We start from the raw sequence: 16,204 nt of genomic DNA, 5'->3' as shown, positions 1-16,204 counted from the left end.
TCATTTAGGTGATCAGTCTAACGAATCGTCTAATTAGAAATGTTTTTTATTGCAATACAACTGGAATGTTATAATATAACAAAATAAAACATATCGTGATCCGGGACACATCCAATGCAGTTTTATAAAAATATTTTGACCTTATCCATTTTAGCTGTCATATCCGTTCCTTCGTTTGCAGCAGAAAGTGAAAATGTTGAAAAGTTAGAAACCATTCGAATTAAGGCTCATCCACTTGAGCAAACTTCACAAGATTTTGCAGTTGCAGATACTGTTGTTGATCAAAAGCATTTATCGCAAGGGGCCGCCACTATTGGGGATGCGCTCAGTAGTGAAGTAGGAATTTACGCTAATCAGTTTGGGGCAGGCTCGAGTCGACCAGTGATCCGTGGACAAGATGGGCCACGCGTTAAAGTTCTTCAGAATTCATCAGAAAATATTGATGTTTCGACTTTGTCGCCTGACCATGCGGTAACTGTAGATCCTGTACTTGCAAAACAAGTGGAAGTGATTCGAGGCCCTTCTACTTTACTGTTCGGTGCAGGAACTGTCGGTGGTTTAGTCAACGTTATTGATAACAAGATCCCTACGCAAATGCCTGAAAACGGTTATGAAGGACAAGTTGGCTTACGTTACAACACTGGAAGTGATGAAAAACTAGCGAGCGCGGGCGTAACTGTAGGATTGGGTAGCCAAGTGGCTTTACGTGTTGAGGGGTTAACACGCGATGCGAATAACTACATTGCGCCAAATTATATTCATGAAGGTGAAAAAGAGCGCCGTGTAGACAATACTTTTGCTCAGGGTGACTCTGTTAACGTCGGGTTATCTTGGATTTATGACCGTGGTTATACGGGTATCTCTTATAGCAACCGCCGAGACCAATATGGCTTACCAGGTCATAGCCATGAATATGAAAGTTGTAGTGCTCATCTAGGCGGAAGACTACATTTAGATTGTGGCGATCATGACCATGATCACGAAGGTCACAGTGATGAAGAAGCTCACGATCACGAACATGGCGGCCCGTGGATTGACTTAAAATCTGAGCGTTATGATTTTAAAACTGAGTTAAATGATCCATTTGCAGGCTTCCAAAAGTTACGTGCTCAGGCGAGCTATACTGACTATCAGCACGATGAAATTGAAGAAGGAGCAATTGCAACCCGATTCCAAAACAAAGGCTATGACGGGCGTGTTGAGTTAGTACATAACCCGATTGCAAGTTGGGAAGGGGTCATTGGTGCACAGTTAGGTCAGCAAAAACTGAATTTAACTGGCGAAGAAGCCTTTATGGCACCGACCACTACCAAAAAGTGGAGCGTATTTGCTTTAGAACATAAACAATGGAAAGACGTACATTTTGAGCTTTCTGCACGTGCAGATCAGCAAGAAGTTGATGTAGACGATAACTCTAAACAAGATTTTGATGGGTCGGCATTTTCCTATGCAGGTGCTGCGAACTGGGAGTTTGCACCGAACTATAAACTTTCTTTTGTCGCTTCACATCAGGAACGCTTACCTTTAGCTCAAGAGTTATATGCAAATGGTGGGCACTTTGCGACGAATACTTATGAGTTAGGAAATGATCAACTCAGTAAGGAAAAATCCAATAATGTTGAGTTAGGTTTGCATTTTGATAATAACAAACTTGATTATCACCTGCATGTTTACCATAACTGGTTTGATGACTACATCTATGCACAAACCCTTGACCGTTATAAAGACTTCCGTTTAGTTCAATACACTCAAGATAAAGCTCGTTTCTATGGTGCAGAGGGTGAAATTGGTTATCAAATTACCCCAATGTACAAGATCAGTGCTTTTGGTGATTATGTGCGCGGTAAAATTGATGCAGAAGGTAATGCTCCGCGTATTCCAGCAGGACGTTTAGGGACTAAAGTCGACGCAGATTTTGGTGATGGCTTTAGTGGTTCTGCCGAGTATTATCATGTCTTTAACCAAGATAAAATCGCGGCCTACGAGACCGAAACCGAAGGGTACAACATGCTCAACCTTGGGGTGGCATATTCTGGGCAATATGGTGCAAAAACAGATTACCGTGTTTATATGAAAGCCAACAACTTGTTAGATGACACGGTTTATCAACATGCTTCGTTCTTATCAAATATTCCGCAAGTTGGACGTAATTTTACAGTCGGTGTTGATTTTACCTTTTAAGGCTTTAACACGAAACTAAACTTGAAAAATCAATCTAAAAGACCTAATTTGAAAGCATCAAGTTAGGTCTTTTTTATGCGTATTTTTCAACGAATTCATCAAAAAATAAATTGGTCAGGGCGTCGTTATATGGCGGTATTACTTTGCGTTGTTGCTATTGCATATCTTGCATCGGCAATTTACCACACAGTAAAACCATTGCCACAAGGGATTAACTTTAGTGGCAAGCTTAGACATGCCGATGTCAAATTTTTAGCTGATAAAACCTACCTAGATGCGAAAGGGCAACAACAGGTCGATCAGCACATTTTTGATGAAATCTTGAAAATGATTGATGAGGCAAAAACCACGATAGTAGTGGATATGTTCTTGTTTAATTCAGAAGTGGGTGACTCAAAACTGAAGCAAAGACTATTAATGCAAGAGTTAACCGATGCATTAGTAAGTAAAAAAAGACAAAACCGCCAAATTCAGATTGTGATGATTACTGACCCGATTAACTCTGTTTACGGTGGCCTAAGCCCTGAACACTACCGTCAGTTACGTCAAGCGGGTGTTGATGTGATTGAAACCAATTTAGCTCCTTTACGTGCTTCTAATCCATTCTGGTCAGGATTATGGTACATCTGCTGTCAGAATGTTGGAAATAACCCTGAAAAAGGCTGGCTACCCAATCCATTCGGTGATGAAAAAATTACACTGCGCAGTTATTTGAACTTATTTAACTTTAAGGCGAATCACCGTAAAACTGTAGTCGTCGATACCGATGCTGGTTGGAAGTCACTGGTGACTTCAGCAAATCCGCATGATGGTAGTTCTAGACACTCAAATGTTGCTTTGGTGGTAACGGGAGCTACAGCAGCAGATGTTTTACAATCTGAAGCTGCGGTTGCGCGAATGTCAGGTAGTAGTTCTCCATCGCTCATTTTAGGTGACTTTGAAAAAGACGTAACTAAACCTCAAGTTCAAGTGTTAACTGAAGGGGCGATTTATCAATCTGTATTGAAATTGATTAACTCAGCTAAGCCTAAAGAGCATCTTGATTTAAGTATGTTCTATTTATCTGAACGCAAGATTATTGAAGCTCTAAAAAGTGCTCAACAAAGAGGTGTGATTGTCCGAGTTCTACTTGATCCTAATAAAGATGCTTTTGGTCGACAAAAGAATGGTATTCCAAACCGTCAAGTTGCCTCGGAGCTACACGCGGCAGGCATTCCAATTCGTTGGTGTGACACACATGGCGAGCAGAACCATAGCAAAATGATATTGAAATATAACGCCCAACAAGCTGAGTTAATTGTGGGATCTGCTAATTTTACAGCCCGTAATTTAAAAAATTATAACCTTGAAACAGATATGTTGGTTATAGGCAAAGTTCAAGATCAAGTCTTTAAAGATGCACAAGATTACTTCAATACTTCATGGTCAAATTTACAAGGTAAGCAGATGAGTCTGGATTACGCGAAATATGCAGATGAGTCTAAAGTGAAGTATTGGATTTATCGTTTTATGGAATGGTCAGGGCTGTCGACTTTCTAATGACCATCTTTGGAGTTTTCCAAAAATGGTTTGTGCCTAGAGTCATCCATAACCTGAGCGAGGGAAAGCAAACATCGTTTGCTTCGAGCGCAAGACAAACAAAGTGCGTAGTTCAAACTCAAGCATAGCTTTCGCCTTGCGGTACGAATAGCAAAGATTATTAATCTTTGCTATTCGTACCTCAGGTTTTGTGGATGACAAATGCTTTTGGTTACTTTGGGCGAAACCAAAGTAACGAATTGGCTACTACAACTAGAACTTAAAGCGGTAAGACTCCGTCGTGCTAATTAAAAAAGAGAATAAAACTTTGAATATATTAAGGCGCTGGAGGAATCAACTGATCCAAAGTCTTATCATCTAACTTTTCCAATTCACTCAAATCAGTCTTAATTTTCCACTGCGACTCATCATTGACAGGATTTGGTAAGCGTGCCTCAAGCCAGTCACAGACCACATCTGGGTTAAATTCAGGATGGTTACACTGAATAATCCACGATAAAAAGTCTTTTGCTTCACCGTTCATGTAAGGCGGCGGTGAAACAGGGAAGAATAAAGTCGGTAGACGTTCATTCGTCGAGAGATAGTTTAAAACATGTCCTAATTCTTGAACTGTTTGCCATGCTAGCGGATGTTCTACATCAATACTGAACTTAAACCACCAAGCATGTTCGCCGTCTGCTCCATGAGCCATGATACGGGCTTCTTGTACGGTTGGAACTTTGCAAAAAAATTGATGAAGACGTTCAAAACTGATTTCAGACACAGCAATTGACCTAGTTTGAAAAATGGTAATGGTAGCACAGATACAGATTCTTCATATTTTCTTTATAGTCATTACAAACAATATCAATCAAAGCTGTTTTATTCATGGTTTCTCCTTGACTCTCTTTTAATCTAGCTTCAGATCAAGATAAAAGGAAATAGGGTATGAAAAAGCCAATCATTTTAGTACTTTCAACATTAATGTTGGGTATGTCAGCTACTGCGATGGCCGATACAAGTCATCGTTGGGACAATAATCATGGTAAAAACTATGATCGATATGAGCATCGTGATGACCGCCGTCATGACTACCGAAATGATCATCGCGCTCCACAGTGGTCAAATGCCGATCGCGGTAAGCACTATGGTCGATATGTAGCATTTAAACGCGGTGAACGTATCCCTGCTGAATATCGCAATAGCCGCTATTATGTTTCGGATTGGAGAGCGCATCGTTTATATGCGCCCCCACGTGGATACCATTGGGTTAAAACCCCTAATCAATATTTGTTAGTTGATTCAAGACACAACATTTATCGAGTTCGTTAAATATAAAATAAAAAAGGCCTCAATATTGAGGCCTTTTTTATGCTAACTCATCATCTTGAGGTTGTGGTGGCTTTAACGTTGTTGGTGTTTTTGCATGTTTTTCTTTCATCACTGAAGGATAATTCCAAGATGCAAAACGGACCACCAATATAGAAAGAGCTAAAATAAGAATTGAGCCGGTAATAATGACTTGGTCCATATCTGCTTTATGGTCATGTTGAATATCTGAAATGAGTAGGCGGGTTAATGCTGTAATTGCGACATAAATAAGAAAGCGTACTGGCATATGATTGGTTTTAAAGTAAATTCCAACCATTGCCCCAAGTTCTAAATATATAAATAATAATAAAATATCATCAATCGAAGCATACTTTTTGACGGTCAAAATTTCAAAAACAGTATTGGCTGCCGACCAAGCCACCATACATCCAATAATAAACAAGGCTAAATAGTGAAAGGCTTCTACGGCGTAATGACCAAAACGGTCAAGTATTCGCTCATATTTTTTAGGATCAGGCATAGTAATATCTTTTGTTTGCTTTGTAATGTTTAGAAATTAAACAAATTTCATGCCAATGGAAATAGTAAATACAAAATAAAAAAGCGCCTGAATATTCAGGCGCTTTTTTTTAATTTTAAATATTAAGCTTGGTTCGTGAAGTAATCTTCACTAAAGCCCATAATTAAGTCAGAACCCGCCTTAATTTTAGCAATACGCGCATCAATATCCGGCAAGATACGTTCAACAAAGTATTGAGCTAAAGCAAGTTTGTTCTGGTAGAAATCACCAGATTTATCTTTTGCTGCCGCTGCGATTTTAGCAAACATATATGCAAAGCTGAGTAAGCCGACTGCATGTAGATAATCGACTGCCGCAGCATTCGGGAAGTCTACGTTTTCAGCAGCTTGTTCAATAATAAACTGAGTGATTGCTTCAATTTCAGTTGCAGCATCTAAAGTTGCATCTTTAATAAAGTTCAAATCGGTGTCTAGATCATTTGCAAAGTCACGAATTTCAGTGATGTATTCAGCAATGAACGCACCGCCACATTTAATGGTTTTACGACCAATTAAATCTTGAGACTGAACGCCATTTGTTCCTTCGTAGATTTGAGCAATACGAAGATCACGGATACATTGCTCCATACCCCATTCACGGATATAACCGTGACCACCAAACACCATCTGAGCATCTAAAGTTGCTTGGAATGCTGTATCTGTAAGGTAAGCTTTAGCAATCGGTGTTAAAAGCGCAACGCGATTATTAGCTTTTTTCACAGCTTCGGCATCAGTTGAGAATTTAGTAATATCGAGCTGTTGACCTACATAGACTGCAAATGCACGCGATGCTTCATTGTTTGCACGTACGTTTAACAACATACGACGCACGTCGCCATGTACTAAAATGCTGTCAGCAGGTTTGTTTGGTGATTGAACACCAGCTGCACTACGACCTTGTAAGCGGTCAGTCGCATATTGTGCTGCATTTTGATATGCAAATTCAGATGCACCTAAACCTTGGATACCCATAGATAAACGTTCGTAGTTCATCATGACAAACATGGCAGCAAGACCTTCGTTTTCTTTACCAACGAGGTAACCTTTAGCCCCATCAAAGTTCATCACACAAGTTGCAGACGCTTTGATCCCCATTTTATGTTCGATAGAACCTGGACCAACGAGGTTACGTTCACCTAATGAACCATCTTCATTTACTAAATATTTTGGTACGATAAATAGCGAGATACCACGTGAACCCGCAGGGGCATCAGGCGTTTTAGCAAGTACCAAGTGAATGATGTTTTCTGCTAAATCGTTGTCACCGCCAGTAATAAAGATTTTAGTACCCGTAATATTATAAGTACCGTCTTCATTAGGTTCTGCTTTAGTTTTAATAATACCTAAATCAGTACCTGCATGTGGTTCGGTTAAGCACATCGTGCCTGACCATTCACCTGAATAAATCTTAGGTAAATAAGTTTCTTTTTGTTCTTGAGATGCATAGCTGCTTAAAGCCATGCCTGCACCCACCGAAAGAAGCGGGTAGAGCATAAATGATGGGTTAGTTGCAAATAACATTTCATCAGAAAGAACGGTGAGCATTTTTGGCATGCCTTGACCGCCCCATTCTTCATCGGCACCTAAGCCAATCCAACCACCTTCTGCATATTGACGGAATGCATCTTTAAAACCAGCTGGTGTGAACACCTCGCCGTTTTCATAGCGAGCGCCTTCTTCATCACCGGTACGGTTTAACGGATGAGTCACGTTCTGAGCAAATTTAGCCATTTCTTCTAAAATTGCTTCAGCTGTTGCAGCATCTACATGAGCGAGTTTCTCATTAGATTGCCAAAATTGTTCTGCTTTAAATACATCATTTAAGATGAATTTCATATCAGCTAAAGGAGCATTGTAAATTGGCATAATCGTTCACCTTTTTTGTGCACATTGGCCTGTGCTAGATATCCTGTAAAACGAAATGGATATGGAATTTAAAGTGTAAATTTATCATTGATTTTATAAAAAAAGGACCGTCAAAACTGAGCAGTCCTTTTTTGTTTTTTAACATTGCATATCGCAACTAACTATGGTTAGAAAGCGAAATGTTCAGCATCTAATGACATCAATGGGTCTAGACCACCTGCAATCACATCAACATGTGAGCGAACACGTGGCAAGATTTTTTTGAAGTAGAATCGAGCTGTAGTGACTTTTGCGTTGTAGAAGTCAACATCGCTAGTACCTGCTGCCAACTTCTCTTGTGCAACAAGTGCCATACGAGCCCATAGGTACGCTAAAGTAATGTAACCTGAGAAGTAGAGGTAATCTACAGCAGCAGCACCTACTTCATCTGGGTTTTGCATTGCACGCATACCAATTTGCATGGTCAGATCGCCCCATTCTTTGTTAAGAGCAGCAAGCGGCTCAACAAATTCTTTCATGGCAGCGTTGTCTTTATTTGCTTCAACAAATTTGTGAATCATTTTTGTGAAGTCTTTTAGCATTGCACCTTGAGTTTGCAATACTTTACGACCTAACAAATCGAGTGCTTGAATTTCGGTTGTACCTTCATACAAGCAAGCAATACGTGTATCACGTACGATTTGTTCCATGCCATGCTCAGAAATAAAGCCATGGCCACCGAAGACTTGAACACCATGCTTAGCAGATTCAGAACCTGTTTCAGTTAAGAATGCTTTTGCAATTGGAGTCAATAAAGACAAGATGTTGTCAGCAAACTTACGCTCTTCTTCTGTTTCGCCTTTTTCAACGATGTCAGCGTATTGAGCAAGTAAGTAAACAAGTGCACGACCGCCTTCAGCAAACGCTTTTTGAGTTAAAAGCATGTTACGTACAGCTGGGTGAACAATGATTGGATCTGCTTCTTTTTCTGGAGCTTTAGGACCAGAAAGTGAACGCATTGCCAAACGTTCTTTTGCGTAAGTCAACGCACCTTGGAAAGATGATTCTGACGCTGCTAAACCTTGAACAGCAGTACCAATACGTGCTGTGTTCATGAAGGTGAACATACAGTTCAAACCACGGTTCTCAGGTCCAATCAAGTAACCTTTAGCTTGGTCAAAGTTAATGACACAAGTTGCGTTACCATGAATACCCATTTTATGTTCGATTGAACCACAACGTACTGCATTACGCTCGCCTAGTGTTCCGTCTGCATTGACGTTGAACTTAGGAACGATGAATAACGAAATACCTTTAGTGCCTTTTGGTGCACCTGGTAAACGAGCAAGAACGATGTGGATGATGTTTTCAGCCATATCATGTTCACCAGCAGAGATAAAGATTTTCTCGCCAGAGATTGAATAGCTACCATCAGCATTTGGTTCTGCTTTAGAACGAATAATACCTAAATCTGAACCTGCATGAGATTCAGTTAAGCACATCGTACCTGTCCAAACACCTGAAACAAGGTTTGGTAAATAAGTATTTTTCTGTTCATCAGAACCATGATGTTCTAATGTACGTACAGCTCCGTGAGATAAGCCAGGGTACATACCCCATGCCCAGTTAGAGCTACCTACCATTTCAGAAATTGCAATGCCTAAAGAGTTAGGTAAAGCCTGGCCACCGTATTGTTCTTCTGCTGATAAAGACGGAAAGCCGAGTTCAATATATTTTTGATAAGCTTCTTTAAAGCCTGTTGGAGTGGTAACTACGCCATCATTCCAAGTACAACCTTCACGGTCGCCAACTTGGTTTAAAGGAGAAAGTTCATTTTCACAAAAGTCTGCCGCAGCTTCTAAATATTGATCAACCAATTCACGGCTTACGTTACCTTGGAAATCAGGTAATTTTGCATAGTGTTCTTCAGCATTTAATAATTCATGCAAAACGAATTGCATATCACGTAAGGGCGCTTTGTATTGTGGCATATCGGGTTCCTCAATACTGGTGAAACCAGAGTTATAATCTTAATCTATGAGAATGTGCCATGAGGCACCTTGGACTATTACATCGTGCAACAACTTGCATAACTGCACAAGCACCTCAGGACCTTTACTTTGTGACTGCAAAGTCAAGAAAAAAATGCTTAAACTAGCTAAGTGCTTTGAGTGTAAACACTTTTGGTTATGTTTATATGATACAAATAGTCAAAATCGTAAATAGTTATGTATAAACAAAAGGCGCCTATAGGCGCCTTTTGTTTCACGATTTTTAGAATTATTTTGCTTGAGCTGATGCTGGAGCAGGGGCATTAACTGGTGGTTGAGGGCGCTTTGGCTCAAAACGAAGGTTACAAGTACCTTCAAGTGTCTTATCTCCAACTTGAACATTTACTGCTTGTCCATTGGCCTTGCCATCGCATGCTTTTTGGATTTGTTCAAAGCGAGCTTGACGTTCTGCACGGTGCTGTTCCCATGCTGCTTTTTGTTCTGGTGTGAACTCACGATGTTTCATACGGTGGTGGCCTTCACGTGGGCCATCTTGCATCATGCCACGCTCTGGCTTTGGCGGTTGAGTCGTCGATTGACACGCCGCTAAACTTCCCATTGTTACAATTGCCGCACTGAATAATGCAAGTTTTGCCGTCATTTTCATATTTAAAGCCCTTTAATGTTGTGTTTACTGATGGCTTAAAGATTAGATAATAAAGATGTAGAAACAATGGAGAGTTTTTCTTTTCGTTGTTGGTTACAATGCCAAATATAGCGTAAAAATGAGAGAGTGCTTTTGAACGTTCTACGTGTTCCCATTGCATTGCGGTTATTTTTAACAGTCTTGCTCACCACATTGCTTATTGCGACTGCAAGCTTGAGCGTTTTGCACTGGACCATGCAAAAGAACTTTGCCAAATATGTGGCCGACGTTGAAATGCAGAAGCTCGACCGTCTCATTACCAATCTGGGCGATGTTTATAGGGTGTACCATGATTGGGGGAATGCGATTCAAGCACAGATTTTACAAATTGAAGGGAATGCGGCTCCCGATGACTATGACCGCCTCTCACAGTGGTGGCTTCGTCGCCAATATGATATTGCTATACAGCAGCATTCTTTCGATGAACATGCTCTTATTAATCTTTCACCTCAAGTTGCATCGACAAATAAAAATACTATTTTTAGTGATGAAGAGTTAAGAACACTCGAACAAAATTTACCTTCTCAATATCAACCCTTTGAAGGATTAAGATTCCCTTTAAGTGCAAACCAGTTTCGTCCAAGTGATGATAAAAATAAATCAAAAAAAGGGAGCTTAAAAGATATTGAAACCCAAAATGGTAAGAAGCGTTTTATTGCCTTGCCTGACCGTTTGGGTTTGAGCTCCCGTTTATCTTTATATGATGCACGGCACCAGTTTGTGGTGGGTGAACCGCCTTCTTCAGATCAGATGTCATTTCGCCCGATTACCTTAAACAATCAAGTTGTAGGATATTTAGGCTTAAAACCCGTCTTAGATAAAGAAGATGCTTTGAGTATTAATTTCTTTAGTAATCAAAAGCGCTATTTACTCTTAATTTATGCTTTAACCTTACTTTCAAGTTTAGTTGCTGCGCTATTGATGGCGACTTATTTTAAGAAACCGATTCAGCGTTTATTAAATGCGACAAATGAATTAACGAAAGGAAATTATCAACATCAAGTTGTTATTAAGCGAAATGATGAGTTGGGCGATTTATCAACTCAATTGAACCATTTGGCAGAAATTTTACACCAGCATGAAGAGTCGCGACGTCAATGGGTGGCAGATACTTCTCATGAGTTAAAAACGCCGCTGGCTGTATTACAAGCACAAATTGAAGCGATGCAAGACGGGATTCGAAAAGCGACTCCTGAACATCTAGATGCAATGATGCGTCAGGTTTCAAGCTTGAAAAAATTAACACAAGACCTTGCAGACTTGGCGCAGGCAGATGCTCAGCAGCTTAAGTGTTATTTGAGTTCTGTAAACCCGTGGGAAGTGGTATTACAAGAAGTTGAAAACTTTAAACCGAAACTTGAGCAGGCTGGTCTCGAAATTCAAGTTGAAGGAACAAGTTCTCCGTTATTGTTAGACCGTGATCGCTTTAAACAGATTATTGTTAATTTAATTAGTAATAGTATTCGTTACACAGAAACAGGTGGCAAAATTCATATTCATACAGCTCAAACTCCGCAGGAGTGGACTTTGTGTGTCGATGACAGCCCATTTGGTTTAAACGATGAGCAGTTGTCTCGTTTAGGTGAACGTTTCTATCGCGTAGATGATTCGCGTACGCGTAGTACTGGTGGAACAGGGCTAGGCTTGGCTTTGTCTTGTAAAATTGCGCAGGCGCTTGGTGGTACACTCAGTTTTGAACATTCACCATTAGGTGGTTTACGTTGTGTACTTACTTTTAAAAAGCAGAGTTAAATATAAAAGGAAAAATATCTCATGAAACATGTGATGTTGGTTGAAGATGAAGTCGAATTAGCGCATTTAGTGCGTGATTATCTTGAAGCTGCCGGTTTTGAAGTAAGTATGTTTCATGATGGTCAAGATGCCTATGCGAGTTTCCAGCAACGTAAACCGAATTTAATGGTTCTGGACTTAATGGTTCCAAGAATGGATGGTTTGACCATTTGCCGTAAAGTTCGTGAACAGTCAGATTTACCGATTATTATGGTCACTGCCCGTACAGAGGAAATTGACCGTGTATTAGGTCTGAATATGGGCGCTGATGATTACGTATGTAAACCATTTAGCCCAAAAGAGTTGGTGGCTCGCGTACAAGCTGTTCTGCGCCGTTTAGAGCGTAAGGCAGAGCCTGAACAAAATGATTCTTTCCGAATTGATAAAGCACAGCAAAGAATTTGGTATCAACAAAAATCGTTGAGTTTAACACCTACTGAATTTCGCTTACTTGAGCTATTTTTAGAGCATGTAGGGCAAGTATATTCACGTGCACAATTATTGGATCATATTAATCCAGATAGTTTTGACGTTGCCGATCGTGTAATTGACAGTCATATCAAAAACTTGCGCCGAAAAATTAGTGAAGCAGCTGAAACTGGTAACCGTCATGAATGGATTCAAGCTGTTTATGGTGTAGGTTACCGCTTCGAATATCCTGAAGAGTAAAACACTAGCAAAAGTTATTCTGTGGATAACCACAATGTTATCCACAGAAAATGTGGATAGTTTTAAAGATTTTATGGATAAATTATAATCTTTGTATGATCGGGTACTAATTGCCAAATCTCGTCTATATCTACATTTCTAACCGCGATACATCCTAATGTCCAATCCTTATGGGGCATATACGTCGAGCTAAAAGGCATAGATAAGAAGGATTTTGGAACTGATCCGTGAATCATGATATCTCCACCCGTTGGTTGATTATGTTGCTTGGCATAAGCAATATCTTTCGTATCGGGATAGGAAATATGCAAAGATTTATAGTACGTACTTTGTGAATTGCGCCAATCTATAGAATAAATCCCCTCAGGTGTTTTCCCATCATTTTCAAAGTGTTTATGTCCGTTAGGATTAAAGCCAAGACGGAGAGGATAACGGCGAATCACGTCCTGATTACTCTTGAGCAGAAGTAGGCGTTGACTTTTGAACACTTCAATTGAAGTGATGGGCTTTGTCTTGATAAGTTCTAAGATCTCTTTATTTGAAAGTGCTTGATGGCTTGGCGTAAAAGTCGGTAAATATTTTTCATATTTATAAAAAGCGATTCCGAGTGGAACTATAAGAAGTGTACAAATAATGGTAGGTCTAATTTTCATATATTATTCTTTGATGTTTAAGAAACTCCCTTAAGCGACTTAAGAGAGTTTTAGTCTTTAAAGTATTAAGAAGAACAACTGACTGCTACGTCTGGTACGTCACTTGGTAAAGGACCTAAATCTTGTGGTTGTTCGAGCTCTGGTTGTCTTGTATATGGCTGATCAAGTAGCTTAAACAAGCGGTCCACTTCGCTAAAATCATCTCTTTCCGCTGCTTCAATAGCCCGCTGAGCCATGTGATTCCGTAAAATATAAACTGGATTTGCTTTTTCCATATTCGCATCAAGTTCATCGGTATCTTGATGTTCACGAATGCTTTGATATTGGCTAAGAAACTCATCAAACTGTCGAATATCAAGGCAATCATCTCGTAGAGTTTTATATTCTTTATTTTGAAGTCGGATAAAGCTCTGAGTGTAATCAAGTTGTTCAGTTTGTAAGATTCTTAAAAACGCAAAACTACAATCAAGACTGTCTTTATGAAAATGGGGAAGTCCCATTTTTTGACATAAACCAGTTGTGTAATGTTCAATAAAAGTTGGTTCAAATTGTTCTAAGCAACGCGCTAACTCTTCTTTGAACTGATCCTTTTGCTCAGGTTCAGCGAGAGGAATTAAGTTGTTTAACCAAGTCCATAAATTCCAATGACCTATGCTTGGCTGATTTTGATAAGTATAACGGCCTTGATAATCTGAGTGGTTATTGATCCAGTTCGGGCGGAAGCGTTCCATAAAACCATATGGACCGAAATCGAGTGTTGAACCTGTAATATTTAAGTTATCGGTATTCATTACGCCATGAGCAAATCCAACTAATTGCCATTTCGCAATCATGATTGCAGTCCGTTCTATTACTTTCTTTGCAAAGGATAAAATAGGGTTCTCAGTTTCTAGACATTCAGGATAATGCCATTCAATACATTTTTGAGTGAACTCTGACAGTAACTCTGGAGCGTATTGATTAATCCATTCAAAATGTCCTAAGCGGATATGACATTCAGATGTTCTGAGTAGCATTGCGCCTAACTCTAGTTTTTCACGCTGTACACCTTGAGTAGAGGTCGTAAAACCTACCGCGTGACTAGAAGCGACGCCTAAGGCATTTAATGCATGCCCAGCTAAATATTCGCGGACGACAGAACGCAATACCGCGCGCCCATCTCCCATTCTTGAGTAGGGTGTCGGGCCTGCACCTTTTAGATGTAAATCTATAGTTTGGCCCTTTGTATTCAGTATTTGCGCGATAAGTAAGCCGCGTCCATCACCAAGTTGTCCTGCCCACTGTCCGAATTGGTGGCCAGCATAGACCATAGCAAGAGAAGGGAATTCAGGGAAAGTACGCTGCCCGCTACAAATTTCAACCCATGCATTTTTTTCGTCCTCTGACCATCGCAGTTCATCTGCCAAAGCGGTATTAAAATGTCCCGCTTTTGCACCACGCAAAGGTGATGGCTGCTGAACATGGAATAATTTAGACGGAAGTGAAGGGTAGAGCGGATTAAATTGCATGGGCTTGGCAAAATAGAGAGAGCGGATTTCACTATACCATAGTTAAAAAGCAGGCATAAAAATAGCTCCCGAAAGAGCTATTTTAGATCAGAATTTATTTTAGTCTGATACCACATTAGTATTCTTTTTAACACTACGCATAAGTGTTTCTAAGCATTCGCGGTGATGACTTAGACGGTGTTCAAGCAATTGAAAATCAACTTTAAGCTTGTGATCCATTCTATGAATCTTTTCAGCCATTGCTGCTTTTTTCACTTGTAACTCTTGTTCTTTAAGTTTTGCCCAATCATTTAAAGTATGAGTAAATGCTTCGTATTCTTGTGCAATACGTTGCTTCATTTGACTAATGTCAGCATTTACATCATGACCATAAATAGCAAGATCTTGCTCGGCATATTTAAACTTCATCGCCAGTTCAGCTTTCTTAATATTAAAGCTTGGAATACGACGTAAGTTTTTAGCTAAACCAAGTTTAGAACAAGACCAAATCAACCATTTTGTTGGGTCATATTGCCACCATTTCACCCCATTACGATAATCGTATTGGAAGATATGGTGGTAGTTGTGGTAACCCTCGCCCCAAGTGGCGATAGCTAACCAGAAATTATCACGTGCTGAGTTTTCGTCTGTATAAGGACGTTTACCCCACATGTGGCAAAGCGAGTTAATGAAGAAAGTCACTTGATGGCTAATGATTAAACGCAATAGACCACCTATGAGAACTACACCCCATAAATCGCCAGTTGCCCAACCAATTAAACCTAAAATTCCAACGTGAACTGCAACTACGAGTAAACCGTAGTATTTATGCTGGAACATAACCAATTTATCATTGAGCAAGTCAGGTGCATTTTTAAAGTCAGGCTCAGATGGTGAATGATCGCGGATCATCCAACCCATATGGGCATACCAAAAACCACGCTCAATTGAATATGGATCTTCGTCAACATCATCAACATGACGATGGTGTGTACGGTGACCAGATGCCCAAAACAAAATACTATTTTGCACGGCAAACGTTCCACCGATCATTAAAAGAATTTTAAGCGGTAACGACGCTTCGTAAGCTCGGTGAGCCCACAGGCGGTGATAACCAGCAGTAATCCCCATACTACTTAGAGCTAAAAGAAAAAATAAGCTTACCCATGCGCTTACACTAAAATCATAATAATACGCGTAAATCGGGATTATGATTGCGGCAAGAATTGGTAAACCAATTAAGGTAATGCTAGCGGTCCAGTTAATTGGGGCTTTGAGTGGGGCGGAAGTCATATCCGGCAGCGCTCCTAGAATCCTTGTTAGACAAGGTACAAAGACAAAACGACATAGCAAAACCAATCATCAAGATATATTGCTATTCTATCCCTCATATTAGCACGTGCTTAGTGAGAATCACTAACATTATTGTACAGATGTATTGAAAGAACGGTAACAGATTTAAACTATGTCACA

At 40.0% G+C, this 16,204-nt stretch carries 13 protein-coding genes; 5 read left to right on the top strand and 8 right to left on the bottom strand.

Translation table 11 applies throughout. The features are described 5' to 3' along the window. Nucleotides 1-114 precede the first annotated feature (114 nt). Complete coding sequence (znuD, locus tag ACINWC141_RS07200; RefSeq protein ID WP_009389679.1) at nucleotides 115-2,181, top strand: zinc piracy TonB-dependent receptor ZnuD; 2,067 nt, start codon at nucleotides 115-117, stop codon at nucleotides 2,179-2,181. 75 nt (nucleotides 2,182-2,256) lie between these two features. Continuing rightward, nucleotides 2,257-3,720 (top strand): phospholipase D family protein, encoded by a 1,464-nt coding sequence (locus ACINWC141_RS07195; protein WP_009389435.1) that lies wholly within the window; start codon nucleotides 2,257-2,259, stop codon nucleotides 3,718-3,720. Between the two features lie 316 nt (nucleotides 3,721-4,036). On the opposite strand, the gene ACINWC141_RS07190 is transcribed toward ACINWC141_RS07195, so the two are convergent. Next, a complete protein-coding gene (locus ACINWC141_RS07190; protein WP_009389373.1) occupies nucleotides 4,037-4,483 on the bottom strand; it encodes a hypothetical protein in 447 nt (148 codons plus the stop codon). Between the two features lie 164 nt (nucleotides 4,484-4,647). Between ACINWC141_RS07190 and ACINWC141_RS07185 the strand changes: the two genes are divergently transcribed. Then, a complete protein-coding gene (locus tag ACINWC141_RS07185) occupies nucleotides 4,648-5,031 on the top strand; it encodes an RcnB family protein (protein WP_009389604.1) in 384 nt (127 codons plus the stop codon). A gap of 37 nt (nucleotides 5,032-5,068) precedes the next feature. Here ACINWC141_RS07185 and ACINWC141_RS07180 read toward each other — a convergent pair whose 3' ends face one another. The 4 genes from ACINWC141_RS07180 to ACINWC141_RS07165 all read right to left on the bottom strand — a co-directional run bounded on the left by ACINWC141_RS07180 (nucleotide 5,069) and on the right by ACINWC141_RS07165 (nucleotide 10,092). Then, nucleotides 5,069-5,551 carry a phosphate-starvation-inducible protein PsiE gene (locus tag ACINWC141_RS07180; RefSeq protein ID WP_005036172.1) on the bottom strand — a complete coding sequence of 161 codons (483 nt, stop codon included), beginning with the start codon at nucleotides 5,549-5,551 and terminating at the stop codon, nucleotides 5,069-5,071. A 122-nt stretch (nucleotides 5,552-5,673) separates the two neighbouring features. Next, nucleotides 5,674-7,455, bottom strand: a complete 1,782-nt coding sequence (locus tag ACINWC141_RS07175; protein ID WP_009389352.1) for an acyl-CoA dehydrogenase C-terminal domain-containing protein — start codon at nucleotides 7,453-7,455, stop codon at nucleotides 5,674-5,676. A gap of 167 nt (nucleotides 7,456-7,622) precedes the next feature. Then, the gene (locus ACINWC141_RS07170; protein ID WP_009389485.1) at nucleotides 7,623-9,425 is read right to left on the bottom strand and encodes an acyl-CoA dehydrogenase C-terminal domain-containing protein; all 1,803 of its coding nucleotides are present in this window, start codon (nucleotides 9,423-9,425) and stop codon (nucleotides 7,623-7,625) included. Between the two features lie 289 nt (nucleotides 9,426-9,714). Then, entirely contained in the window at nucleotides 9,715-10,092 is a 378-nt protein-coding gene (locus ACINWC141_RS07165) for a hypothetical protein (protein WP_009389720.1), read from the bottom strand. 132 nt (nucleotides 10,093-10,224) lie between these two features. Here ACINWC141_RS07165 and baeS point away from each other — a divergent pair, with 132 nt between their 5' ends. Both baeS and ACINWC141_RS07155 read left to right on the top strand, forming a co-directional pair. Further along, nucleotides 10,225-11,883, top strand: coding sequence for a sensor histidine kinase efflux regulator BaeS (baeS, locus tag ACINWC141_RS07160; protein WP_009389450.1), 1,659 nt, complete (start codon nucleotides 10,225-10,227; stop codon nucleotides 11,881-11,883). Between the two features lie 21 nt (nucleotides 11,884-11,904). Next, nucleotides 11,905-12,591 carry a response regulator gene (locus ACINWC141_RS07155; RefSeq protein WP_003655179.1) on the top strand — a complete coding sequence of 229 codons (687 nt, stop codon included), beginning with the start codon at nucleotides 11,905-11,907 and terminating at the stop codon, nucleotides 12,589-12,591. 71 nt (nucleotides 12,592-12,662) lie between these two features. On the opposite strand, the gene ACINWC141_RS07150 is transcribed toward ACINWC141_RS07155, so the two are convergent. From ACINWC141_RS07150 to ACINWC141_RS07140, 3 genes are all read right to left on the bottom strand, one after another. Further along, on the bottom strand, nucleotides 12,663-13,244 hold the full coding sequence (locus ACINWC141_RS07150; RefSeq protein WP_009389248.1) for a L,D-transpeptidase family protein: 582 nt from the start codon (nucleotides 13,242-13,244) through the stop codon (nucleotides 12,663-12,665). Nucleotides 13,245-13,309: 65 nt separating this feature from the next. Beyond that, entirely contained in the window at nucleotides 13,310-14,752 is a 1,443-nt protein-coding gene (locus ACINWC141_RS07145) for a protein adenylyltransferase SelO (RefSeq protein ID WP_009389490.1), read from the bottom strand. Between the two features lie 99 nt (nucleotides 14,753-14,851). Further along, complete coding sequence (locus ACINWC141_RS07140) at nucleotides 14,852-16,024, bottom strand: acyl-CoA desaturase (RefSeq protein ID WP_009389696.1); 1,173 nt, start codon at nucleotides 16,022-16,024, stop codon at nucleotides 14,852-14,854. Nucleotides 16,025-16,204: the final 180 nt, after the last annotated feature.

The organism is Acinetobacter sp. WC-141, from assembly GCF_000313935.1.
Lineage (GTDB): Bacteria > Pseudomonadota > Gammaproteobacteria > Pseudomonadales > Moraxellaceae > Acinetobacter.
This window is presented reverse-complemented; position numbering and strand designations above follow the sequence as displayed.